Annotated in this window: 20 protein-coding genes; 14 read left to right on the top strand and 6 right to left on the bottom strand. The window is 38.7% G+C overall.

Going from position 1 to position 24,050, the window contains the following annotated elements; genetic code table 11:
* Positions 1-78 precede the first annotated feature (78 nt).
* The 10 genes from JN11_RS01090 to JN11_RS01135 all read left to right on the top strand — a co-directional run bounded on the left by JN11_RS01090 (position 79) and on the right by JN11_RS01135 (position 12,942).
* Positions 79-348: an autorepressor SdpR family transcription factor gene (locus JN11_RS01090; protein ID WP_144908789.1), complete on the top strand. Its 270-nt coding sequence runs from the start codon at positions 79-81 to the stop codon at positions 346-348.
* Positions 348-1,004: an SdpI family protein gene (locus tag JN11_RS01095; protein WP_144908791.1), complete on the top strand. Its 657-nt coding sequence runs from the start codon at positions 348-350 to the stop codon at positions 1,002-1,004. Before JN11_RS01090 ends, JN11_RS01095 begins: the two co-directional genes overlap by 1 nt.
* 15 nt (positions 1,005-1,019) lie before the next feature.
* A complete protein-coding gene (locus tag JN11_RS01100) occupies positions 1,020-2,426 on the top strand; it encodes an alpha/beta hydrolase family protein (RefSeq protein WP_144908793.1) in 1,407 nt (468 codons plus the stop codon).
* A gap of 18 nt (positions 2,427-2,444) precedes the next feature.
* Positions 2,445-3,332 (top strand): class A beta-lactamase, subclass A2, encoded by an 888-nt coding sequence (gene bla / locus JN11_RS01105; protein WP_144908795.1) that lies wholly within the window; start codon positions 2,445-2,447, stop codon positions 3,330-3,332.
* 151 nt (positions 3,333-3,483) lie between these two features.
* On the top strand, positions 3,484-4,455 hold the full coding sequence (locus tag JN11_RS01110) for a glycoside hydrolase family 5 protein (RefSeq protein WP_144908796.1): 972 nt from the start codon (positions 3,484-3,486) through the stop codon (positions 4,453-4,455).
* A 118-nt stretch (positions 4,456-4,573) separates the two neighbouring features.
* Positions 4,574-6,424: a CocE/NonD family hydrolase gene (locus tag JN11_RS01115; protein WP_144908798.1), complete on the top strand. Its 1,851-nt coding sequence runs from the start codon at positions 4,574-4,576 to the stop codon at positions 6,422-6,424.
* Between the two features lie 24 nt (positions 6,425-6,448).
* Positions 6,449-8,323, top strand: coding sequence for a CocE/NonD family hydrolase (locus tag JN11_RS01120; RefSeq protein ID WP_144908800.1), 1,875 nt, complete (start codon positions 6,449-6,451; stop codon positions 8,321-8,323).
* Positions 8,324-8,548: 225 nt separating this feature from the next.
* Positions 8,549-10,960 (top strand): TonB-dependent receptor, encoded by a 2,412-nt coding sequence (locus JN11_RS01125; protein ID WP_144908801.1) that lies wholly within the window; start codon positions 8,549-8,551, stop codon positions 10,958-10,960.
* A 4-nt stretch (positions 10,961-10,964) separates the two neighbouring features.
* Positions 10,965-12,125, top strand: coding sequence for a PepSY-associated TM helix domain-containing protein (locus JN11_RS01130; protein WP_144908803.1), 1,161 nt, complete (start codon positions 10,965-10,967; stop codon positions 12,123-12,125).
* 325 nt (positions 12,126-12,450) lie between these two features.
* A complete protein-coding gene (locus JN11_RS01135; RefSeq protein ID WP_144908805.1) occupies positions 12,451-12,942 on the top strand; it encodes a hypothetical protein in 492 nt (163 codons plus the stop codon).
* A gap of 9 nt (positions 12,943-12,951) precedes the next feature.
* Here the strand turns inward: JN11_RS01135 and JN11_RS01140 are convergent, their stop codons facing one another.
* Both JN11_RS01140 and JN11_RS01145 read right to left on the bottom strand, forming a co-directional pair.
* On the bottom strand, positions 12,952-13,713 hold the full coding sequence (locus JN11_RS01140) for an MBL fold metallo-hydrolase (protein WP_144908807.1): 762 nt from the start codon (positions 13,711-13,713) through the stop codon (positions 12,952-12,954).
* A complete protein-coding gene (locus tag JN11_RS01145; protein WP_144908809.1) occupies positions 13,710-13,982 on the bottom strand; it encodes a hypothetical protein in 273 nt (90 codons plus the stop codon). The genes JN11_RS01140 and JN11_RS01145 overlap by 4 nt, the downstream gene beginning before the upstream one ends.
* 253 nt (positions 13,983-14,235) lie before the next feature.
* Between JN11_RS01145 and JN11_RS01150 the strand changes: the two genes are divergently transcribed.
* Positions 14,236-15,369 (top strand): acyltransferase family protein, encoded by a 1,134-nt coding sequence (locus JN11_RS01150; protein ID WP_144908811.1) that lies wholly within the window; start codon positions 14,236-14,238, stop codon positions 15,367-15,369.
* Positions 15,370-15,550: 181 nt separating this feature from the next.
* On the top strand, positions 15,551-16,027 hold the full coding sequence (locus JN11_RS01155; protein ID WP_144908813.1) for a DUF4265 domain-containing protein: 477 nt from the start codon (positions 15,551-15,553) through the stop codon (positions 16,025-16,027).
* Positions 16,028-16,078: 51 nt separating this feature from the next.
* Here JN11_RS01155 and JN11_RS01160 read toward each other — a convergent pair whose 3' ends face one another.
* Both JN11_RS01160 and JN11_RS01165 read right to left on the bottom strand, forming a co-directional pair.
* The gene (locus JN11_RS01160; protein WP_144908815.1) at positions 16,079-16,759 is read right to left on the bottom strand and encodes a LolA family protein; all 681 of its coding nucleotides are present in this window, start codon (positions 16,757-16,759) and stop codon (positions 16,079-16,081) included.
* Between the two features lie 52 nt (positions 16,760-16,811).
* Positions 16,812-19,409, bottom strand: coding sequence for an FtsK/SpoIIIE family DNA translocase (locus JN11_RS01165; protein WP_144908817.1), 2,598 nt, complete (start codon positions 19,407-19,409; stop codon positions 16,812-16,814).
* Positions 19,410-19,590: 181 nt separating this feature from the next.
* On the opposite strand from JN11_RS01165, the gene JN11_RS01170 reads away from it, so the two are divergent.
* Entirely contained in the window at positions 19,591-20,238 is a 648-nt protein-coding gene (locus JN11_RS01170; protein ID WP_144908819.1) for an ankyrin repeat domain-containing protein, read from the top strand.
* 453 nt (positions 20,239-20,691) lie between these two features.
* Here the strand turns inward: JN11_RS01170 and JN11_RS01175 are convergent, their stop codons facing one another.
* The gene (locus JN11_RS01175; RefSeq protein ID WP_144908820.1) at positions 20,692-21,918 is read right to left on the bottom strand and encodes a dicarboxylate/amino acid:cation symporter; all 1,227 of its coding nucleotides are present in this window, start codon (positions 21,916-21,918) and stop codon (positions 20,692-20,694) included.
* 243 nt (positions 21,919-22,161) lie between these two features.
* On the opposite strand from JN11_RS01175, the gene JN11_RS01180 reads away from it, so the two are divergent.
* Positions 22,162-23,523, top strand: a complete 1,362-nt coding sequence (locus JN11_RS01180) for a BamA/TamA family outer membrane protein (protein ID WP_246138921.1) — start codon at positions 22,162-22,164, stop codon at positions 23,521-23,523.
* Between the two features lie 8 nt (positions 23,524-23,531).
* Here JN11_RS01180 and JN11_RS01185 read toward each other — a convergent pair whose 3' ends face one another.
* Positions 23,532-24,032, bottom strand: a complete 501-nt coding sequence (locus tag JN11_RS01185; RefSeq protein WP_144908822.1) for a VOC family protein — start codon at positions 24,030-24,032, stop codon at positions 23,532-23,534.
* Positions 24,033-24,050 lie beyond the last annotated feature (18 nt).

The following is a 24,050-nucleotide window of genomic DNA, read 5'->3' on the forward strand; positions in this document are numbered from 1 at the left end:
ATGCGGCTCTGTAACAAAATTTTTGTTTGATATCTAAAAAGTATTTAGATATTTGTCTAAATATATAAATGAACTATCTTGAATAATCTGTTTAAAGCATTGAACGATTCCACCAGGAGGGAAATACTGGAAATACTGAAGGATAAAGATCTAACTGCCGGAGAAATTGCCGATCAGTTTAATATTTCAAAACCCAGTATCTCTCACCATCTTGACCTGTTGCGGCAGGCTGGCTTGGTAGTATCCGTAAAGGATGGGCAGTATATTTACTATTCGCTCAATACCACTGTAATGGACGAAATGCTGAAATGGATAATCAGCTTACAATCACATAAAAACAAATCATAATGAAAAAGTTTACAGCGTCAGATGCTTCGGCACTGGTTGTTTGGTTAATACCTATTGCTTACCTGTTATTTATGATGTCTTCACTTCCGGCATCAGTTCCTATGCATTATAATTTAAGTGGCACTGTGGACAGGTATGGCAATAAGAGCGAATTTTTGTTTATCCAGATCGCTATGCAGGGAGTAGCCTTGCTTGTTTATCTGTTATTGAAATTTCTGCCGGCCATTGATCCCAAAAAGAAAGTGAGTTATGGAGAAAGCACTTTTCAAAAACTGGGATTAGGGTTAATAATATTTCTATCGGCCTTAAATATTGCTATCATCTTTGGGGCATTGCATCATGGGTTTAATATGGAGAAAGTAATACTGCCTATTGTAGGCTTACTTTTGGCTTTCATCGGTAATATTATGAATAGCATAAAGCCCAATTACTTTGCAGGTATTCGTACCCCCTGGACATTGGAAAGCGAAGATACCTGGAAGGCAACGCATCGTCTGGCAGGCAAAATCTGGTTTGCTGGAGGGATTCTGTTAACTATACTAATGTTATTGATGCCACCGGTAGCCGCTAAAATTGTATTTACATCAATCATCGCTATAATGGTGTTTATTCCGGTTATTTATTCTTACGTGTACTTCAAAAAGCATCAGTTATAATAATTAATTAATAAAATGAAAAAAATATTTATCTTTTTGTGGTTCTCCTTCATGCTGAACCAGTTAATGGCTCAGGACATTACCGGTATGTGGCAGGGCGAAATACCTGCGGGAGGCAGACAGTTACATATAGTTTTTAATATTAAAAAAACAGGTGATACCAGTTATACATCCACATTTGATAGCCCGGATCAGAAGGCATTTGGTATACCCTGCAACAAAACAACTGTATTAAATGATAGTGTATTTATAGATCTTGGAAAAGCCGGGATCAGCTATAGGGGACTTTGGGATAAGAAAAAAAACATTAATGGGACGTTTATACAGGGGACTACAAGACTTCCTTTAAACTTGGAAGTACAGTTAAGACCTCAAACACCAAAACAACCGTATGGCTATTACAGTGAGGATGTGGAATATGATAATGCCGATAAAAGTCTGCACTACGGAGCTACCTTTACCCGGCCAAATGGTAGTGAGAAATATCCTGCGGTTATAATAATTACCGGTAGCGGAACCCAGGACAGAGACGGTACCCTTTTTGGCCATAAACTATACTGGGTGCTGGCTGATTATCTGACCAAGAATGGCATAGCCGTTTTAAGGGTAGATGACAGAGGAGCAGGCAAAAGTACGGTGGGCGTAAACGGGAAAAACGCTACTTCACTGGATTTTTCATACGATGTGGAAACCAGTTTAAACTACCTGGAAACAAGAGCTGATGTTGATAAAAAGCATCTGGGTTTAATTGGCCATAGCGAGGGTGGTATTATAGCCCCAATGGTAGCTGCAAGGCGAAAAGACGTTAGTTTTATAGTGATGTGGGGCGCACCAGAAGTTGGCGGGGCCAAAATAAATGCTGCACAAAATGCTTATGGGCTAAAGCAGTCGGGAATGGATAGTTTATCGGTTAATGCTTTTATTGATTTACATAGCCAGATTCTTGCGCTCTTTGGTTCATCAGAAAATAAAGAGGTTTTGGATCAGAAAATGCAGGTGGTTTTTGATAACTGGAAAAAGGTGCAGAATCAGAAGGTGCTGGATAATCTTAAAGTGCATGATAATTCATTAATTGGGCAAACTTTGTTTTTGATGTATAACGGTCTTTATGATTTACCCTGGATACGCTTTTTTTTGACGTATAATCCACAAGCTGATTTGGCAAAAGTAAAGTGCAGCGTTTTAGCTGTTAACGGCGAAAAGGACACACAGGTAAATGCCCGGGAGAACCTGGACCTAATAAAAAAAATACTCACTCAAAATGGGAATAAGGATTTTGAAGTTAAGGTTTTACCTGGCTTGAATCATTTATTGCAAACGGCACAAACAGGCGATTTTAGCGAATATGCAAAGATAGAGGAAACGATGTCGCCAATAGCCTTAAAAAATATTTGCAATTGGATTAAACTTCATGCAAGATAATTGCGTTATTATTGTGTTATGAAGAAGATTTATCTATCAGTTATATTATTCATTATTTTTTTAATTCCGGTATGCTCAAATGCGCAAACCTCGCTGCATGATCAGGTTGAGCAAATTGCCAAACCTGCAAAAGCAATAGTAGGTGTTTCTATTCTGAATTTGGAAACCGGCGATACAGTTAACTATAATAGCAAGGCACGTTTGGTAATGCATAGCGTTATGAAATTTCCTATTGCCTTAACGGTTTTGCATTTGGTTGATTCGGGTACACTGAAACTTGATCAAATGATTCATGTTACCAAAAAAGATATGCAGAAAACGTATAGTCCCCTGCGTGATAAATATCCTAAAGGTGATGTAGATGTTTCTGTTAGTGATTTGTTGGGCTACATGGTTTCGCAAAGTGACAATGATGCTTGTGATATATTGTTAAGAGTTTTGAATGGCCCACAAACTGTACAGGATTTTATGCTGAGATCAGGTATACGGGGAATTGCTGTACGTGCTTCGGAAGCTGATATGGCATCGGCTTGGGAACTACAATATACCAATTGGTGCAAACCGGTAGAAATGAATTTATTGCTTGATAAATTTTATACTGGAAAACTCCTTTCAAAAAGCAGCACTGATTTTTTGTATAAATTGATGGTAGCAACTACCACCGGGCCTAAAAGAATTAAAGGCTTACTACCTGAGGGAACAGTTGTGGCTCATAAAACAGGTACCTCCCCAACAAGTGCCGATGGTTTATCACCGGCTACAAATGATGTAGGTATAATTGAGTTGCCCAACGGCAAGCACCTAATAGTTTCGATATTTGTCTGCAACTCTAAAGATGATGAAGCTACCCGCGAGACTGTAATAGCTAAAATTGCTAAAGCAGCTTATGATTATTACAGTAAATAGGTTATGATTTTTTAAATAGATAAACAAAACGGGTGCAGCTAGCTGCACCCGTTTTGTTTATGGATACTTTTAACATTTTATAATTCATTTTTTGCATCATTATTTCCTTTTGGAAATATTCATTTACATTGGTTAATCATATGTTCATATAATGAAAAGATTGACCTGGATTTTCCTCTTTATTATCGTCATAAATGTATCGCTTTTTGCTCAAACGCCTGTGGCCGTGAATGGGGCGTTGAGGGTTGAAAATAATCAGATCATTAACCAAAACGGAGTTGCACCACAATTGCGCGGTATCAGCTTTTCATGGAGCTTGTGGCAGGGGCGTAAATATTATAATCCGGCAGTGGTTGATTGGTTAGCTGGCGATTTTAAGGTATCCATTATCCGTGCTTCCATGGGCGTTGAGCCCGATCATGGTTATTTGCAGGAACCATTTTTGCAACAACAATTAATTACAAATGTGGTTGACCAGGCTATTAAAGATGGTATTTATGTGTTGATAGACTGGCATGATCATCATAGTAGTCAGCATTTACAGCAGTCAAAAATATTTTTTGCTGATATGGCTAAACGTTACAAAGGTTTGCCCAATGTAATTTATGAAATTTGGAACGAGCCAACTGCTGTTAGCTGGGATACGGTTAAAAATTATGCAGTTCAGATCATTACGGAGATCCGTAAATACGATCCTGATAATCTGATTGTGGTGGGTAGCCCGCATTGGGATCAGGATGTGGATGTAGTTGCAGCAGATCCGGTTAAAGGGTTTAAAAATATTGCCTATTCATTTCACTTTTATGCATCTGATCCTTATCACCAAGAAAAACTAAGAGCAAAAGCCAATCTGGCTTTAAAAATGGGCCTTCCACTAATCATTACTGAATGGGGAGTAGGAGAGGCCAATGGCAATGGCAAATTCGACATCAATCTGGTTAAAACCTGGGCCGATTGGATGGAAGAACATAAACTGAGCTGGACAAACTGGAACATTACCGACAAAACAGAAACCACCGCTTTATTAATGCCCGGGGCATCTGAAAATGGCGGCTGGACCGATTCGCAGTTAACGCAGGCCGGGCAATATATCCGCCAAAGATTACGTGAGTTAAATAAATAATAATTTTATTGGAATAGATTTAAAGCTATTGTCACAATAAAGATAGTTCCTTATTGGTATTATCGGTAGTATCGAAAAAATCAGCATATTTACTGTATCAACTGAAAAATTATTGCTGATGAAAAAACTATACTTCTTAGTATACTTTCTTTTTCCTTTTTTGGCGTTTGCTCAAAATGCCGATTCCACGTGGTTTGTAAATAACTACATTAAGAAGGAAGTAACTATACCTATGCGCGATGGTGTAAAGCTATTCACCTCTGTTTATCAACCAACAGATCAATCAGAAAAACATCCAATCCTCATTACGCGCACGCCATATTCATGCGCACCATATGGTAAAAATTTTCGTCCCTATTGGCGGAGTTTTATGATGAGATACCTAAAGGAAGGGTATATTATAGTTATTCAGGATATCCGGGGCCGATGGATGAGTGAAGGAACATTTGAAGTGGTAAGACCCTTTAATCCCAATAAAAAAACAAATAAAGATATTGACGAGGCCAGCGATACTTATGATACAATTGACTGGCTTGTAAAAAATCTGGATAACAACAATGGCAAGGTTGGTGTAAGTGGTATTTCCTTCCCGGGTTTTTATGCTACCGAAGCGGCATTGAGCGGACACCCTGCATTGAAGGCCGTTAGTCCGCAGGCACCGGTAACCGACAGGTTTTTTGGAGATGACGACCATCACAATGGTGTTTTGTTTTTGATAGATGCGTTTGGTTTCCACGTTGGTTATGGCTTTAGTCAGCCGCACCCGCGCCCAACAACACAGCCTGCAAAAACCTTTGATATTCCGGGGATGGATAATTACGCATACTATTTAAAAATGGGTGCGCTGCCTAACTTTACTAAGGTAACTGGCGATAGCCTGGCGTTTTGGAGCAATATGATGAACCACCCCAACCTTGATGCCTGGTGGCGCGAGCGTGACGCACGTTCAGGAATTAAAAATGTTAAGCCTGCCATGCTGGTAGTTGGTGGATTGTTTGATGCTGAGGATGGTTACGGCACTTGGAACACTTATCAGGCTTTGGTTAAGCAAAGCCCGGCAACCAGCAGTAAATTGGTAATAGGTCCCTGGTACCACGGTCAATGGGCAAGTAAGGATGGCACACACCTGGGCAATATTGAATTTGGTAGCAATACAGCAGATTGGTACCAGAACAATATTGAAATTCCATTTTTTAACTACTATCTGAAAGGAAAGGGCTCGCTGGATAGTATCAGCAAGGCAACCATCTTCTTCTCCGGTGAAAATAAATGGCGCAAATTTAAAGAATGGCCTTCTGCCGATGTAGTTTCAACCCCCATCTATCTGGAGCAAAACGGAAAGCTGTCATTTGAACCAGTTAAAGCCGCTGAGCCAACGGCTGATACCTATGTCAGTGACCCGGCTAAACCGGTGCCTTATACCGAAAAGGTGCATTTTAATCGCACCAGGGAATACATGACCGACGATCAGCGTTTTGCAGCGCGGCGCCCAGATGTGTTAGTTTATGCGACAGACACCCTGACCAATGATATTACCCTGGCTGGTCCACTGGTTGCAGACCTGATGGTGAGTATATCTAATACTGATGCCGATTTTGTTGTAAAACTGATTGATGTATTGCCTTTAGATACCAAAAATAATCCCACAATTAAATACCCTATGGCTGAGTATCAGATGTTGGTTAGGGGAGATATTATGCGGGGCAGGTATCGTAATAGTTTTTCAAATCCGGAACCATTTGTGCCGGGTAAGCCAACACAGGTGAAATTTACGCTGCCTGATGTTGCCCATACCTTTAAAAAAGGCCACCGTATTATGGTACAGATACAAAGCACCTGGTTCCCACTGGCTGATCGCAATCCGCAGCAGTTTATTGATATTTATCACGCAAAGGATTCGGATTTTATAAAAGAAACCATCAATATTTACCACGATCAGTCAAAACTGATTCTGCCTGTTTTAAAATAGAAAGCCTAATAAAGAATTTAAAATATGAGAAAAATTTACCTTCTGGCATTTATTCTTTTTCCCTTTTTATCAAGGGCGCAAAATGCCGATTCAACCTGGTTTATAAATAACTATACCAAAAAGGAAGTAACCATCCCCATGCGCGATGGTGTTAAGCTTTTTGCTTCGGTTTATCTGCCTAAAGATAATGCTGAAAAACACCCTATCCTGATGGAGCGTACACCTTATTCTTGTGCGCCCTATGGCAAGGAATACCGTGCTTTTTGGGTAAATCATTTAATTAAATATTGCCGTAAAGGGTATATTATGGTGATTGAAGATGTGCGCGGCCGGTGGATGAGTGAAGGCGTTTATAAAGATGTCCGTCCCTTCGTATTCAACAAAAAGACAAAAAAAGATATTGATGAAGCCAGCGATACTTATGATACCATTGATTGGATGGTGAAGAACCTGGAAAACAACAATGGCAAAGTTGGCGTATTTGGTATTTCATATCCAGGTTTTTATTCAACAATGGCCTCGTTGAGCGGCCACCCAGCATTGAAGGCGGTAAGCCCAGAAGCTCCGGTTACAGATTGGTTTGTGGGGGATGATTTTCATCATAATGGCGCTTTCTTTCAAATGGATGCTTTTGCCTTTTATAAAGAATTCGGTTTTGGAATGCCTCACCCAAAGCCGACTCCTTTTCCGGCTCCAACCTATAATCCTCCGATACATGATAATTACCAATTTTATTTAAAAGAAGGCTTACCAGGCCTCACCAAATTAGCAGGCGATAGCCTGGTATTCTGGAACCAGATAATGAATCATCCTAATCGGGATACTTTTTGGATGGCTCGTAATGCAAGGGTAGGTATTAAAGATGTTAAGCCTGCCATGTTGGTAGTAGGGGGGATATTTGATGCTGAAGATTGCTTTGGTGCATGGAATGTTTATAAAGCGATTGATCAGCAAAGCCCGGCTACTAATAACCGTTTGGTGATGGGGCCTTGGTATCATGAACAATGGCGCAATAATGACGGCACCCACTTAGGTAATGTTCCGTGGGGTAGTAATACCAGCGAATATTATGCTAATAACATTGAGATTCCATTTTTTGACTATTATTTGCGTGGTGTTGGTTCGGTTGATAGCATCAGTAAAGCAACTGTGTTTTTTACCGGCGAAGACAAATGGCACCAGTTAAAGCAATGGCCACCTGCCGATGTACAGCCCACGGCTATCTACCTGAAAGATAAAGGAAAGCTTTCCTTCACTGTGGATAATACCGCTAAACCAACTTTTGATACTTATATCAGCGACCCGGCTAAACCGGTTCCTTACACACAGGATGTGCACTATAACCGTACCCGTAATTATATGACTGATGACCAGCGTTTTGCTTCGCGCAGAACGGACGTGCTCGCTTTTGAAACGGATACCTTAACCAGCGATTTAACCCTTGCCGGCCCTGTTGTAGCCGATTTAATGGTAAGCCTTTCAAACACCGATGCTGATTTTGTGGTAAAAGTGATAGATGTATTTCCGGATAACGGAAGCTATAACGATGTAGACATTTATGCCGAAACAGATCCTGTTTTAAAATACCCGATGGGTGGATACCAGATGCTGGTACGTGCCGAAATTATGCGCGGCAGGTACCGCAATAGCTATTCCAACCCTGAAGCTTTTGTACCTGGCAAACCAACCCAGGTAAAATATACCCTGCCTGATGTTGCTCATACCTTTAAAAAAGGTCACCGTTTAATGATCCAGGTACAAAGCAGCTGGTTCCCATTGGTAGATCGTAATCCACAACAATTTATTGACATCTATCACGCAAAAGAGGATGATTTTATAAAGGAAACCATCAACGTTTATCACGATCTATCAAAAATTATTTTACCTGTGGTAAAGTAATTCTCCATAATTTCTGCATTCAACTTGTGCTCATAATCTATGAGTGCAAGTTGAATTTGATAATATTTCCAGTGCTATTAATTGTCTATTTAACAGCTAATTATATCCAATAATAAGCTGCTCCTCTTATTGCATTCCTGAAAAATAATTTAAAAAGCTTTGTTTTTAAGAGAAGCAAACATACATTTGCGCCATTATTTATAATTAGTCTAAATAAAAACAAGTATGTTTAAATTCAGCTTATCCATCAAAAACTCATCTGCCGGTTTACTTACACTATTTTTGCTGATCTCCGGATTTTCATACGGACAGCAAAAAGGTACGGTTAAAGGCATCATACAAGGCAACGTGGTAACTACACAAAAAGAAGCTGCCGAAAACATTTCAGTAAAATTAAAAGGCACCAGTTACGGGGTGGTTACCGATAAAAACGGGGAATTTGAATTTAAAGCTCCCGCAGGTAATTACAAGCTTGTTGTATCACACGTAGGTATTAAAAACCAGGAAATTGACGTGGTGGTAAAAGGTGGCGAAACTACTGTTGTGCCGGTTATAACTGTTCAAATTACTGCAAGCGCATTAAAAGAAGTAACTATTAACGGTAATAAAACCAATAAATTCGTTAAGAAGCATACTGATGATGTGCAGAAAATTCCGTTGGATAACCTGGAAAACCCACAGGTTTATAGCAATATCACTTCTGCATTGTTAGAAGAACAAAATGTTACCACAGTTGACAATGCTATTAAGAATGTTCCCGGTATACAAACTATGTGGCAGGCGACAGGACGTAGTGGTGATGGTGGCGCTTATTATACTTCACGTGGGTTTGCTGTACAAAGTCTATTACGAGATGGCGTATTAGGAAATGTGAGTAATACGATTGATTTGATAAATGTTGAAAGTGTTGAGGTTTTAAAAGGCCCATCAGCAACTTTGTTTGGTAGCGCTTTAACTTCTTATGGTGGTTTAATTAATCGGGTTACTAAAAAACCGTACGATACTTTGGGTGGCCAAATAACCTATAATGTAGGTAGCTATGGTTTTAATCGTGTTAGCGCTGATGTAAACACTCCGCTTGACTCGGCTAAGAAATTATTATTCCGCTTAAACACTGCTTTTAATTACCAGGGCAGCTGGCAGCAAAATGGATTTAGCAGAGGAACAACTGTTGATCCAAGTTTATTATATAAAGTAAACGACAGACTATCAATTCAGTTTGATGCTGAACTTTTTGAAGGTAATAATACGATCCAGCCTATTTACTTTTTCAGCTATGGTGCAACTACAGATCAATTAGGTGCCACCAATGCTAAACAATTAAATCTTGATTATTATAAAACTTATAATAACGGCGATTTATCACAACAATCAAAAAGCTATAACTTTTTTGGAGTGATTAATTATAAAATATCTGATCATTGGAAATCACAAACAAATTTCTCGTCAGCATACAGTTACTCTAACGGATTTGGACCCTACTACTACCTGATGTCAAAAGATTCGATGGCGCGTGACGATCAGTCGACCCGAAACAGCTGGCAAAAACAATTGGATGTACAAGAAAACATTAACGGCGATTTCAATATCGGTAAGTTAAGAAACCGTTTTGTTGGTGGTCTTGATTTTTATAGAGTTAACTCCGATCAGTCGTTTATTGAAGGTTCTTATGATGTTGTACCTATTAACAGCAGTACATTTAACTACACTGGCTTTAATAAAGCTAATTTAAGTGCACAATATGCCACGGGCGGTTACTATGTTTATCCTTACATTTTTTCATCAAACACTTACGCTGCCTACGCATCTGATGTGTTGAATATAACTGATAAATTAATAGCACAGGCAGCAATTCGTTTTGATCATTTTGATAATCAGGGTAGTTATAACCCAACCACCCAGGTAAAATCAGGTATGTATACCCAAAATGCATGGTCGCCTAAATTTGGTTTGATTTATCAACTAGTAAAAAATGAAGTGTCATTATTTGCTAATTACCAAAACGGCTTTACTAATGAAAACGGATTAGATTATACTGGTAAAACTTTTAGGCCTGAGGAAGCTAACCAGATTGAAGGTGGCGTGAAAATAAGCCTGTTTGATGGCAAGCTAACCAGTACTTTAAGCTATTATGATATTAAGGTACAGGATATTATTCGCCCGTATAACGCTACTTTAAACATCCAGGATGGTACACAATTAAGCAAAGGTTTTGAAGCCGAAGTTATTGCTAATCCATTCACCGGGTTTAACGTAGTAGCAGGTTTTGCTTATAACGATTCAAAATATACTGATATCAGTCCTGATATTAACGGCACAAGGCCAACCACTGCCGGCTCGCCTTACACTGCCAACTTATGGTTGAGCTATCGCTTACCAAAAGAACTGATTAAAGGTTTAGGTATTGGTATTGGTGGTAATTATGCAAGTGCAAATGATGTATTAAACACCAGTACTGGTGTTTTCACTTTGCCATCGTACGTTGTATTAAATACCTCAGCATTTTATGAGTATTCAAAATATCGTTTCTCTTTCGGCGTAAACAACTTTACTAATGAAAAATATTGGACTGGTTATTCTACTCTTAACCCGCAAATGCCAAGGCAGGTAGTAGGCAGTGTTGCTTTCAAGTTTTAAGTTAATGGCGTTTAAAAAAATAATATTATTTATACATCGCTGGCTCGGATTTATGTCCGGGTTGGTGGTGTTTATTGTAAGTATTACTGGCTGTATCTTTTGTTTTCAGGATGAAATTCAGGATGCCATACATTCATGGCGAAAGGTTGAAATTCAAAATAAGCCTTACATTAGCCCATCTGCCTTAAAAAACATCGCGTTAACAAAATACCCAGGCGCTTCGGCAAATTATATTTACTATTTTGGAGTTGACAGGCCAGCAGCTGTGCTTGCCAATGTAAAAAAACAAGGCTACACCTATGTTTATATAAACCCCTACAATGCACAGTTGTTACATACCGAAGGGATAAAGGAAAACTTTTTTACCATTATTAAATACATCCATCTTTACTTATTACTACCCGAAAAGATAGGGCAAATGGTGGTTGGGGTATCGGTAATTATTTTTGTTGTTTTGATGATTACCGGCATAGTACTCTGGTGGCCCAAACGCAAAACCGACAGAAAGCGTAGCCTTACCATAAAATGGAACGCTCGCTGGCGCCGTATAAATTATGATCTGCACAATGTGCTTGGCTTTTACGCTACCAGCGTTGCCATTATATTGGCGTTAACCGGTTTATCAATGGCTTTTAGCTGGGTTAATACCGGTATTTATAAGGCAGCTAACCTGGGTAAAAGTTATCCTGATGAAAATGTATTCCCCAAATCAGATACTTTAAATAAATTAACAGTTGGGGCAAAATCCGTAATTGACCGGGTCTTTTTTGAAGTGAAAAAATCGGAACTTGATGCCCGGATGTTTTTAATTGCTGATAATGGCAGCAAAAGCGGAACAATAAATATTACTGCATACAGGGAGAGTATGCATTTTGGTAATAGTGATGATTACTATTATGACCGTAATAACGGGAAACTACTTAAATACCTGCCCAACGCTAAAAAAAGTGCAGGTATGAAACTTACTGATTTAAATTACGACATTCACGTAGGGCAGATTTGGGGTTTAACGAGCAAAATCATTGCTTTTTTAGCCAGCCTTATTTGTGCAACGTTACCCATAACCGGCTTTATAATATGGTTGGGCAAAAGGAAAAAGCCCAAAAAGCAAAAAGAGAGAGAAGTTATTCATAGAAGAACACATAAGCAGTTATTTCGTCAGTAAAATTATACTTACAATAATTATGAAAAATGTCATAGTAGGTAACAAGCATTGACATTTTTTGTAAAAGTTTTTGGCCATAAAGCTTATGTTGATAGGAGTTACTTATACAGATCTTTTCGGCATATCTCCCAATTGTAAAGTTTGTTGATACAAACACTAATAATGGCTTACACTTAGTTTATTTGTATATCCGGAATGTGCTCAAAATTAGTTATATTGCAGTTAAACCTTTGGTGTAAGTGCTGGTCTAATTGGGCGAAACATTGTTTCGGAACGCTAAAGGGCATAATTGGTCCTTTTTTGAAATTTTATCAAAACTTACTTTATGGCCAATACCCCTTCAAAACCATCAGTAAAAATACTTCATAAAGGAATTCCTTTTGCTTGTCTCTTACTTTCTATTATATTTTCATCCTGTAAACACAAACAACCTAAAATTTATAAAAGTAGTTGTGATGATGGTATTGTTTTTAAGCGTGTTAGCTTTACTCAATTAATCGACAGCATTCAAAAATATGATCATCAGTATATTGAGGTTTACGGAACTTATGTTGAGGGTGATGAAGAATCGGCATTGGTTAATGACAGTACATTTGTTAACCATTCAAATGATCATGCCATCTGGATTAATTTTAGTCAGGATTGCCCTTTATATTTAACAGGTACCCACCAGGGGCTTTTTGAATTTAACGATGGAAAGTTTACCCAGATAAATAATAAAAAGATTACCATTCGCGGTAAAATTGACGTGCGTCACAAGGGCCACCTGGGCAGCTATCGTGGTTCAATGGACAGGGTAAGTTTTGTAGGGCTATAAGTACCGGTCTTATATTTTAATTTTTAAGCCATCATAAGCCAGCTCAATGTTGGGCGGTAATTGGGCCATAACATCTTCATGCTTTCCCAGTCGATGGCTTATATGAGTAAAATAGGTAGTTTCCGCGCCCATTTCTTCAGCAAATGCAATGGCCTCGTCAAAAGTGAAGTGCGAAATATGGCTTTGTTTCTGCAAAGCATTAATCACCAGTATTTTACTTCCTTTTATTTTTTCTTTTTCAGTTTCTGATACTGTTTTAGCATCTGTAATATAGGTGAAATCCTTGATGCGGAAGCCCATTACAGGCAGTTTATAATGTAATACTTCTATTGGGGTAAAATTGATATTGCCTATTTTAAAAGGATCGGACCCAATGGTATGTAGATTAAGCTGCGGAATGCCAGGGTATTTAAATTCCTCAAAAATATAATAGAACTCCCTTTTTAATGCTGTTTGTACCCGGCTATCAGCATAAACATCAATAGGACCGTTTTGCTTATAATTAAAGGCCCTGATGTCATCTAAACCAGCAATATGATCTTTATGCTCATGAGTAAAAACAATGGCATCCAGGTGCTGTACATTGGCCCTCAACATCTGGTAACGGAAATCAGGCCCGGAATCAACAACAACTACCTTGTCTTCTCCCTCAATCAGGATAGAAGTACGTAGGCGCTTATCCCTTTTATCAGTTGAGAGGCATACCTCACAATTGCAGGCAATAACAGGCACACCCTGCGAAGTTCCGGTTCCTAAAAATGTAATGGTCACAGTTCCAGTTTTATTTGTTTTAACTGCTGATGGAAGGCAATCTGTTTATCATCAAGTAAATTATAGTCCATTTCCAAGTCTCGCGCCAGTTCACTTATGGCTAATATTTTACTTTCCAAGCCTGAAAACTTGTTAACCACAATGACTTTACTGTTTTGCAACAGGCAGGCCCCGGTTTTAAAGTTGCCTTTTTCATAACGTACTTTATAACCGGTTGTCTTTAACAACATTTCCAGTTTTTCGAGTGTATGATTAGTTACTGTTAGCATGGGTTTCAAAAATAGCAATTTGTTTCCGAATGTGCGAGAAGTACTCAGTACACAGCATAGGAAAAGCGAAAAATTAAAGACAATAGCTGAGGTGGGATTTGATCCTAAATTCATAAATAATTGCGCAACTTTATAAATTTTTTTAAAATCTAGGCTAAGTTTTAAAATTCTTGCAATGGGTAATTGGGTTTGAATTATAATATTTATATATTGTCCATTATTTCCTCATTTATATTTAAACCTTTATTAAAAAATGGACCAAAGCGCTAACCGATTTCTTTCGCTGGATGTATTTCGCGGAATGACTATTTGTTTTATGATTATTGTAAACACGCCGGGAAGCGGCGCGGCAGCATTTCCTCCGCTGGATCATGCCGCATGGTTTGGCTTTACACCAACCGATCTTGTTTTTCCGTCATTTTTGTTTGCAGTTGGTAATGCAATGAGTTTTTCGCAAAAGAAATTTATTGGTTTAAGTTCAGGTTCAGTAGTATTTAAAATATTTAAGCGAGCTGCTCTGATCTTTTTATTGGGCTTTTTAATGTATTGGTTTCCTTTTGTTGAGCATAACGCAAGTGGCTGGTCTTTTTCGCCTATTAGCCATACCCGTATATTCGGTGTTTTGCAGCGTATAGCACTTTGCTATCTTTTTGCATCATTGCTTATTTATTTTATAAAATCAAAAACCGCAGTTATTGTTATCAGTGCTTTACTTTTAGTAGGATACTGGATATTATTACTTGTTTTTGGTGATCATACTGCACCCTATGGTATGTTAACCAATGCAGGTACTTATCTGGACAAATTTTTGTTAGGTGATAACCATTTATATCACGGGGAGGGCGTGGCTTTTGATCCGGAAGGGATATTGAGCACTTTGCCTGCCATTGTAAATGTTATTGGAGGTTATTATGCAGGTAAGTTTATACAGGAAAAAGGTAAAGGATATGAAACGCTTGCCAAATTGATGTTATTTGGCTTTCTGTTTATTTTTATTGCTCTTTGTTGGAACATGACTTTCCCGATTGCTAAAAAATTATGGACAAGCCCATTTGTACTATTAACTGTAGGTATTGACCTGATCTGGATTTCGGCCTTAATTTATATCATTGAAATAAAATCATTCAACAAAGCAAACTGGACTGCATTTTTTACTACGGTTGGTAAAAATCCGTTACCGATCTATTTATTTTCAGAACTTTTTGTTGAAGTACTTTATATGATCAGTGTGCATGGCAAAAGCTTCTACGGGTGGATCAATGATGTGTTTTTCCAGGTGATAGCACCGGGTGCCATAGGCTCTTTATTGTTTGCCGTTTGCTATATGCTGATCTGCTGGACCGTTGGTAAGATACTGGACAAAAACAAAATATATTTAAGAGTATAGTTACTTAATTAACTGACTCCGCAAGTGGTTGATTAGGCTTTTTTTTAATTTTATTAAATAAACCTGATCAACCATTTAAATGAAATCACAAAAAAAAATAGTTTCCATTGCGCGAAGTAATGGAGTGTCGTATTAAGGCAGGTAACATAGAATAATTATATTTGCATCACAAAATACAACTATGCCCGAGAGTAATTTAGTAAGCATATTATTCCGACTATATAGCACAATACTGGAAGAAGAGCACTTTGAAACCCTGGATGCCGAAATAGTTAATGAAGAATACGGATACTTTAAAATAAAAACTATTCCATTTTATCTTCCGAAACTAGCTACAGGTGATGTTGTTTGGGCCGAATTTAAAGAGAAGGAGGGGATGCTCACCTATCGTAAAACGGTTAAACATTCGGGTAATTCAACCATCCATATTGTATTAACCGATGAGCAATATATGATAACAGATATCTGCAAGGAATTTGAGCAACTGGGCTGCAAGCCAAGGATACTCAATCATAAATATATTGGGCTTAATATATTAGCCGACATTGATTTTTTACCTATAAAACAACTGCTGGAGCTACTTGAAAAGAAGAAAGTAATCGGGTATGCCGAGTCATGCTTATCAGAAAAACATCAATATAAAAATCACCTTCTTTAATTTGAATTTTTGGAGATCAGAATTTGTTTTTCCCCTGATCTCCGAAAATGATTATTGCCTCAAATCCACCACCTCAACACCTTTGTGTGCCTTTGGATCAAAACTGAAAGTATTTTCAGCTACCGGAGGATTAGGAATAAAACTTTTTAAGGTATAAGTGTAATGATTGCCGTTTTTATCGAATATAAGGGCGCTGTAAATCTGCTTTTTTACTTTATCAATCAGTAAGCGCACTTTAAAAAAGGATTTATTAATATCGTCTGGAGTAAGGTCAATTTCCTGGTAAGTTTTGCCGCCAACCTTTGTATCTCCATTGTAAATATATTTATAGCCATGCTCATAAATGGTGAATATCTGAGCTGGGTTAAGTCCTTCGCCACTGATGTCAACATTGTTTATCTGGACTTCGTTATCTTTTTTCAGAAAGGTCCATTGGGTTTTTCCATCGCTTATAATTTCCTGCGCGGCATCTGGTTTGGCTGAAGACTGTGGGCCATAAATAGTTACTCTGAACTTATTGGCTTTGGATTTGGCTATCAGCGTACCACTTTGTGTTTCAGTGATACCGGCTTGTTTGTTTTCAAGAGTGAAATCAAAATCAGTTTTTACAACATCATAAGTGCGGTATTTTGCACTCACTTTGTTAAGTATGTCTTTAGCAGCCGCGTCTTTTTGGGCGAAAATATAAGTAGTTAATAAAGAGAGAACGGAGAATATAAATAGTTTTTTCATTTGAATTTTTGGTGCCTGAATATACACTAAGAGGGGCTACTAGTCAACAGGTTTAATTGTTATTTTGTTTTGCTAATACTTCGAGGTGGCGTTCAAGGCTATACTCATCAGGATATAAAACTTCGCGGGCCTTGCTGCCTTCAAAAGGGCCAACAATTCCAGCTGCTTCTAACTGGTCAATAATACGGCCAGCTCGATTATAGCCCAATTTCATTTTACGCTGTATAAGTGATGTTGAGCCTTGCTGATGCAGTACAATTAACCTTGCAGCATCGTCAAACAAAGGGTCTCGGTTATCGGGGTCAAACTCTTTTGCGCTGCTGGTTTCACCTTCACCTACATATTCAGGCAATAATAATGCCGATGGGTAGCCGCGCTGGTTACCAATAAAATCGGATATTCTTTCAACCTCATGGGTGTCCACAAAGGCGCATTGCAGACGTATCAGATCGCTCCCGGTTGATAACAGCATATCACCACGGCCTATCAATTGATCGGCACCACCGCTATCTAAAATGGTACGTGAATCTATTTTTGACAGTACCCTGAATGCCAGCCTTGATGGGAAGTTGGCTTTAATAGTACCTGTAATAATATTTACTGATGGCCTTTGAGTTGCAATTACCAGGTGAATACCCACTGCACGGGCCAGCTGCGCAATACGGGAAATAGGCACCTCAACTTCCTTACCTGCGGTCATCATTAAATCGGCAAACTCATCAATAACAAGTACTATAAATGGAAGGTACCGGTGCTTTTCTGGGTCGCTTATTTTGCGGTGTACAAATTTGTCGTTGTATTCCTTCAGGTTACGTACCTGGGCATCTTTTAACAGATCATAACGCTGATCCATCTCAATACAAAGTGAATTCAGCGTATTTACCACCTTTTTAGTATCGGTAATAATGGCATCGGCCTCATCCGGTAACTTAGCCAAAAAGTGACGCTCAATTTTACGGAACAGCGTTAGCTCCACCTTTTTAGGATCAACCAATACAAATTTAAGTTCGGCAGGGTGCTTTTTGAATAGCAGCGAAACCAATATAGCATTAATACCAACAGATTTACCCTGGCCGGTTGCACCCGCAACCAATAAGTGAGGCATTTTGGCTAAATCGGCAATAAATACCTCATTGCTAATGGTTTTACCAAGGGCAATTGGCAGGTCCATTGTATTATTCTGCCACTTTTCAGTAGCCAGTACTGATCGCATCGAAACCATTTCAGGAGTTTGATTTGGTACTTCAATACCAATAGTGCCTTTGCCCGGCATTGGGGCAATAATACGGATACCTAAAGCCGCTAAGCTAAGGGCTATATCATCCTCCAAGTTCTTGATCTTAGAAATCCTTACACCTGGTGCCGGAATAATTTCATATAAGGTAACAGTTGGACCGATAGTAGCCTTTATCTTATCAATTTCAATATTATAATGATTCAGCGTTTCAACAATTTTGTTCTTGTTGGCAGAAAGCTCATCAGAGTTAACGTTGATTTTGTTTGAACCATAATTTTCCAGCAAATCAAGCGTAGGGTATTTGTATGATGCCAGGTCGAGCTTATGATCATATGTTCCAAATTGATCAAGCAGGCTCTTTGCTTTCTCCTCATCTGATTGCTCAATATTTAAAGTGGGGGTGGGCCTGGTAACACCAATAGTTAATGGGATTTCATTTTCAAACTCTGGCTCATGGTTTTCGCTGTCAGCATCGGGTGTTAGCACCAGCGGTTCATGGAATATAGGGTTTTGTACCAGGGTTTGCTGTTTAAGCGGATCGGGTTTAACTAAGTTCTCTGGCGTATCCTTTAGTTTATTTGCACGGCCAGACCATTCAAGCGGTAAAGGAACATCATCCTCATCTGTTTCTCCAACTTCTTCCACTTTTTGGTTTACCGGTTTAGGTGCAATCTCGTCATCAACAAAATCAGGCTCGGTAATTTTGTCCTTCTTTTTAGGTAGCTTGAAATCGATATTATAGGCAACTACCAGTAAAGTGAGTGCAACAAATACCAATAAACCAGCTATGCCTGTTTGCCCTATCTGCGCATTAAGCAGGCGGTTACTCCAGTAGCCAAATTCACCTTCCAGATAATTAGGAGTATCAGCGACAAAGGCATGCAAAAAACCTATAGCTATAGACAGAAATATTAAGCAAAAGAAAGAATAGACCAGTGTTTTTGTAATAGAAAATAAGCTAATCCTGAATAGCAGACGGTAGCCTGTAACAAAAAATACAAAAACAAAAAGAAATGATGCCACACCAAACCATTCATAAATAAACTGGTTGGAAAGCAGAGCGCCAAATTTGCCCATCCAGTTTTCAATAATGGGATTTTTTACACCATTATCCATTAACTCCTGTGTAGTTTTGAACAGATTATGCCAGCCGCCATTAGCTGCCGAAACATAACTCTGGTCTTCCTGCCAGGTGAATAAATAAGAGGTAAATGCCACCAGGAAATACACTGATAGCAAAAGCAAAAACAACCCCGAAATTTTTAAAACTTTGGCATTAGTAAGCTCGGAAGTATTGAAAAACGCCTGTTTTTGCTTTACTGGGCGCTCTCTTTCAGCCTTTGACGATGATTGCCGGGGCTGATTTTCCTGCTTGAAATTATTTGATTTAAACTGATTTCCTTTTACCGGCATCCTATAACACTGTTATTCTACAAATATAAAGTTAATAGATTAAACAACTTATTTACCTTGATATTTTAATTTTACGTAATATTGAATGTTCTTGTTGCTTGATGAAATTATTGTAAATTTAATGTGAACAGCCATGCCGGGTGCTGTTTCCAATTAATATCATTTACTAAGATGTAAATATATGAGTGTTGAGATGCTGGAACAATATATCACTACCGGTGATCTGATAAATTTAGATGCCATGTTATCGCAAAACCCTGCGTTGGCAAAAGGGCGTACCAGTCATCAGGTTTCACCGCTTATGCTGAGTTGCTATTACAAAAAGCCGACGGTAACTGAGTTGATTATTAAATATCTTGATGATATCAGCCTTTTTGAAGCTGCTGCTGCGGGTAAATTCGATGTGGTAGCCAATTTGATTAATCAAAACCCGGAAGCAGTAAATTTTTATGCTGAAGACGGTTTCACTTCATTAGGGCTTGCCTGTTATTTTGGGCAATATGAAATAGCCAATTACCTGGTTTTAAAAGGAGCCGACGTTAACCTTCCTTCAAACAATGGATTTAAGGTTTACCCACTGCACTCGGCTGCGGCAGGAAATTATACACAGATTGCTCGTTTGCTGATAGAGAATAATGCGCAGGTAAATGTAAAACAACAAGCCGGAGTAACGGCGCTGCACTCTGCCGCTCAAAATGGTAATATCGACTTATTAATCCTGCTGCTTGAACATGGGGCAGATGTAAATATCCGCATGGAAGGAGGCAAGCTGCCAGCTGACCTGGCCAGGGAAAAAGGATTTGGAGAAATTGCAGATGCTTTGGTTTAAGCTAAGCCAGAAGTAGTAGTAACCAAAAAAATAACCGGTAATTTCTTACCGGTTAAAAAAATTACATCCTTAATTGTTATCTTTCTGAACTAAACTTGGGTACTTATACGGTATTGATTATATTAAAGTTATATATTATATTCGTAATCAATAAAAAGATCCCCGACCTCGCGCCAGGGAACTTTTTGATTTGATAAATTATTGATGAGCAGGGCGCTCAATGAATACTCTTATACGACATCAGGATTTTTAAGGTTACACTTTAACTTAAGTTTTTGTTAAAGTTTTGATCTTCAAAATGATAAAAGTAAAAAAGGTATTTGGGTAGCCTTAATTTTTGAATATCATCCCGTTGATTACCGTATCCGGGGGCTCACATGATCATTCGCCTGCTCCAACAGCCAGGTGGATTATGCCGCCTGGTTGTTAATTGAAAATAGGATAGCATTGGATTTATGCTTCATTAACGGCCCAGTTTTTACCATCAACAAAACGATTTATCATCATAGCAGCAACTGTATCGCCAGTAGCATTAAGTAGAGTTGCAACAGGGTCAATCAATGTTCCGACGATGATTGCAGGCGGTAATGCTTCCGGTGGGAAGCCATAGGCCGATATGAATAATATTTCGCCAACGTAACCTCCGTTGGGTATTCCTCCTTCAACAATACTTACCAGTACAGTCATACCCAGAGCCAGTAAAATAGTTTCGGGACTGTTGAACCCTTTGCCGAACATGGCAAACACCACTGCCATTTTTAAAATAGAGGATACGCTTGATCCTTCTTTATGCAATGTTCCGCCAAGCGGGATAGTAATACCTGCTATAACGCTTGAAACGCCCATTTTTTTGGCAGCATCCAGATTGGCCGGTATGGTAGCAATACTGCTACAGGTACCTACGGCAGTAGCCGAAGGAATAATATTATTTTTCCAATAACGTTTAATGCCGTTTACACCACCGGCAACAAAAGCATATACACTAAATAATACCGCATAATAGAATATGCTTACACCGTATCCAATGCTTAAAGTGTGAGCATAAGTGCCAAATAGCGACGGACCGAACACGGCAACCTGGTAAGCAAAATAGGCACCAAGACCAATCGGACCGGCTTTCATTATAATAATAAATACCTGCTTAAATACTTCATTCCCGGCATTAAGGAATTGCTTAAAACCTTCGCCCTTTTCGCCGGAATTAAGTGCGCCAAAGCCCACTAAAATGGCGAAAATAATCATGGCCAGCATATTTTTGCGGGAAAGAAGTTCGAAAAACTCACTCGATGTGAAAAGCTGTGTGATTTGATCGGAGGATAATTGTTTGCCTATATTGGTGGAGCCTGCAACAGCGGGTGCACTTGCCTGTTGATGTAGTGGAAACATCCAAACGGCGGCTATGGTTATTAATGCTGCAATAATTACAGTTACCAAAAAAACAATTGTCATTACGCCCATTATACGGGTTAACTTTTGGGCACCATGTAAATTGGCAATAGCCGATGAAATAGCAAAGAAAACGAGGGGAATAACGGCAACAAAAAGTAGGTTTAAAAAAATATCACCAATAGGTTTTAAAATTTCTGCGCTCTTGCCGAATATTGCTCCGGCAAGACTGCCGGCTAAAATTCCTGCAATAAGCCAGATCATTCCGCTATAGTTTTTAATCCAGTTGTTCATCAATGTAAAAGCCTGCTAAAAATTAAATATTTAACGGAAGTAAGATAAGGGAATTATTTGTTTTGAAAGTAAGATATAGGTCATATGGAACCAATTATTTTATTTTGACTGATATTAAACTACAGGTTTTGGGGATATAAAATATTGTATCATAAATATTAAACCTTCATATCCGTATAATTATAAAACATTTAAGAGGTGTATTGGTTAAAGTTACGTTAAGCGAATATTAATTATTGAAATTTGAATATTTATACCTCTACAGAGCAGTTTTGCTCAAATTTAAAACGTATTTCTTTTTTTAAATGGATACTTCTGATTGGACTGATAAGCTTCAGGGGTTTTACCTTTGGCCAGGTAATTGTGCCGGTTGATACTTTGAAGGCAGATTCTTTGGGTGCCAAAGGCAAAAAGATTTACAAACCTTCATCCTATGATATCAATAAGCAATATGACTTTGGCGATTTATTGCGCAACATAATTCATCCCCACAAATCAGCTGATACCTTACATAAAGGATCGGGTATTACGATTGTGCCTAATATTTCGGCCAACCCAACAATTGGCGCACAGGCAGGCATTAAAGCGGTAGCTGGTCGTAAATTAGGGAATGATCCCAATACACTGCTTTCTGTAGCCGCAACATCAGCTTCCATTACTACTAAAGGGATTATTTATTTTTACGTTAACCATAATATATTTACCCCAGGAAATAAATGGAACTTGCAAGGTAATATTGTGGTTGCCAAAACGGTTACACCCGATTATGGATTAGGCATAGGCCGGACAATTACCGGTGGAAGCGCCACTGATAACATATTGGCAGACCCTAATCATCAGGCTTATGCCATCCACTCTTTTTATTTTAATGCGAGGGAAAAGATCTATAAAGAGATTGAGAAAAATTTTTTCGTGGGAGCTGGGATATCCGCAGAGGTAAGGAGTGACATTAACCAGAAGGATACGGTAAATAATGGAACTCCTTTAAGTGTTTATAACAATAAGTATGGCTTTCCACAGGATCATTATGTAACCAGCGGTTTTCTTTTTAATGCAGAATATACCACCCGCGATAATCAGAACAGGGCCTACAAAGGTATTTATGCTGATGCCGGTATCCGTGTTAATCAAACATGGATAGGGAGCACAAAAAATGCGGTGCAACTAACTACCGATTTCAGAAAATATTTCAGCTTGTCGGATGCCAACCCTGAAACGGTATTGGCACTATGGAATTGGGGTTCTTATCTGCTCAGCGGTGCAATACCTTACCTGGAGTTGCCGGGAACAGCCCGGGATGTGTCTTTCAGAAGCGGCAGGGCATACACCTCGCAATATTTTAAGGGGACGCAATATAATGATACTGAGGCCGAGTTCCGGTTTCCGATATTAAGTAACAAGTTTATCAGCGGCGTAACTTTTGTGAATATGCAAACAGCTAATGATGATCATGGTACTAAACTGTTCCAACAATTTCAGCCGGGAGGTGGTGCGGGTTTACGAATACTGTTTAATAAAGCTACGCGTACAAATCTTGCACTTGATTATGCCTTTGGTAAATTCGGTAACAAAGGCTTCTTCCTTAATTTGAATGAAGCGTTTTAATTGATTTTCTATTGCTGTATGTGGCGAATTTCTAACACATTGCCTTCCGGATCTTTAAAAAATATTCCCTGTATTTTAGTCTTATTTTTTTCGTCGATAACCTGTGGGAAAACAACGCCTTTGGCCTTGAGTAATAAATAAGTTTTGTAAAAATCAGCAGTGTTGAATACCAGGTGGCGCCAGCCCTGGGCTTGCATATGATCGTCTGTCGACAGATCCTGTGAAGGCTGGCGCGAAGAACCTTTTACCTGAAGCATATCAATGAAAAATCCGTCTAATTCTATCCTGGCGCTCTCGTCTGATTTTCTTATCAACTTTAAATCCAGCACGTGGGTATACCAGTAAACCATGGTATCAATATTTTTAACTGATAATGTGATATGATGCACCTTTAAGCCAAGATCGTTAGTTTGTGCATTCGCTTTAAAACATAAAGACAGCAGAAAAGTACCGGCAAAAAGGAATTTTGATAATCTGATTGTTTTAAATATTGTTTTTTTCGATTGCATGTTGATAGAGTTTGAATG

It is taken from the genome of Mucilaginibacter frigoritolerans, assembly GCF_007830615.1.
Classification (GTDB): Bacteria; Bacteroidota; Bacteroidia; order Sphingobacteriales; family Sphingobacteriaceae; genus Mucilaginibacter; species Mucilaginibacter frigoritolerans.

Bases quoted from the DNA above. Each gene is read 5' to 3' on its own strand.
- JN11_RS01095 (WP_144908791.1), top strand. From the start codon at position 348: ATGAAAAAGTTTACAGCGTCAGATGCTTCGGCACTGGTTGTTTGGTTA.
- JN11_RS01100 (WP_144908793.1), top strand. From the start codon at position 1,020: ATGAAAAAAATATTTATCTTTTTGTGGTTCTCCTTCATGCTGAACCAG.
- bla (WP_144908795.1), top strand. From the start codon at position 2,445: ATGAAGAAGATTTATCTATCAGTTATATTATTCATTATTTTTTTAATT.
- JN11_RS01110 (WP_144908796.1), top strand. From the start codon at position 3,484: ATGAAAAGATTGACCTGGATTTTCCTCTTTATTATCGTCATAAATGTA.
- JN11_RS01115 (WP_144908798.1), top strand. From the start codon at position 4,574: ATGAAAAAACTATACTTCTTAGTATACTTTCTTTTTCCTTTTTTGGCG.
- JN11_RS01120 (WP_144908800.1), top strand. From the start codon at position 6,449: ATGAGAAAAATTTACCTTCTGGCATTTATTCTTTTTCCCTTTTTATCA.
- JN11_RS01125 (WP_144908801.1), top strand. From the start codon at position 8,549: ATGTTTAAATTCAGCTTATCCATCAAAAACTCATCTGCCGGTTTACTT.
- JN11_RS01130 (WP_144908803.1), top strand. From the start codon at position 10,965: ATGGCGTTTAAAAAAATAATATTATTTATACATCGCTGGCTCGGATTT.
- JN11_RS01135 (WP_144908805.1), top strand. From the start codon at position 12,451: ATGGCCAATACCCCTTCAAAACCATCAGTAAAAATACTTCATAAAGGA.
- JN11_RS01145 (WP_144908809.1), bottom strand. From the start codon at position 13,982: ATGCTAACAGTAACTAATCATACACTCGAAAAACTGGAAATGTTGTTA.
- JN11_RS01150 (WP_144908811.1), top strand. From the start codon at position 14,236: ATGGACCAAAGCGCTAACCGATTTCTTTCGCTGGATGTATTTCGCGGA.
- JN11_RS01155 (WP_144908813.1), top strand. From the start codon at position 15,551: ATGCCCGAGAGTAATTTAGTAAGCATATTATTCCGACTATATAGCACA.
- JN11_RS01160 (WP_144908815.1), bottom strand. From the start codon at position 16,759: ATGAAAAAACTATTTATATTCTCCGTTCTCTCTTTATTAACTACTTAT.
- JN11_RS01165 (WP_144908817.1), bottom strand. From the start codon at position 19,409: ATGCCGGTAAAAGGAAATCAGTTTAAATCAAATAATTTCAAGCAGGAA.
- JN11_RS01170 (WP_144908819.1), top strand. From the start codon at position 19,591: ATGAGTGTTGAGATGCTGGAACAATATATCACTACCGGTGATCTGATA.
- JN11_RS01175 (WP_144908820.1), bottom strand. From the start codon at position 21,918: ATGAACAACTGGATTAAAAACTATAGCGGAATGATCTGGCTTATTGCA.
- JN11_RS01185 (WP_144908822.1), bottom strand. From the start codon at position 24,032: ATGCAATCGAAAAAAACAATATTTAAAACAATCAGATTATCAAAATTC.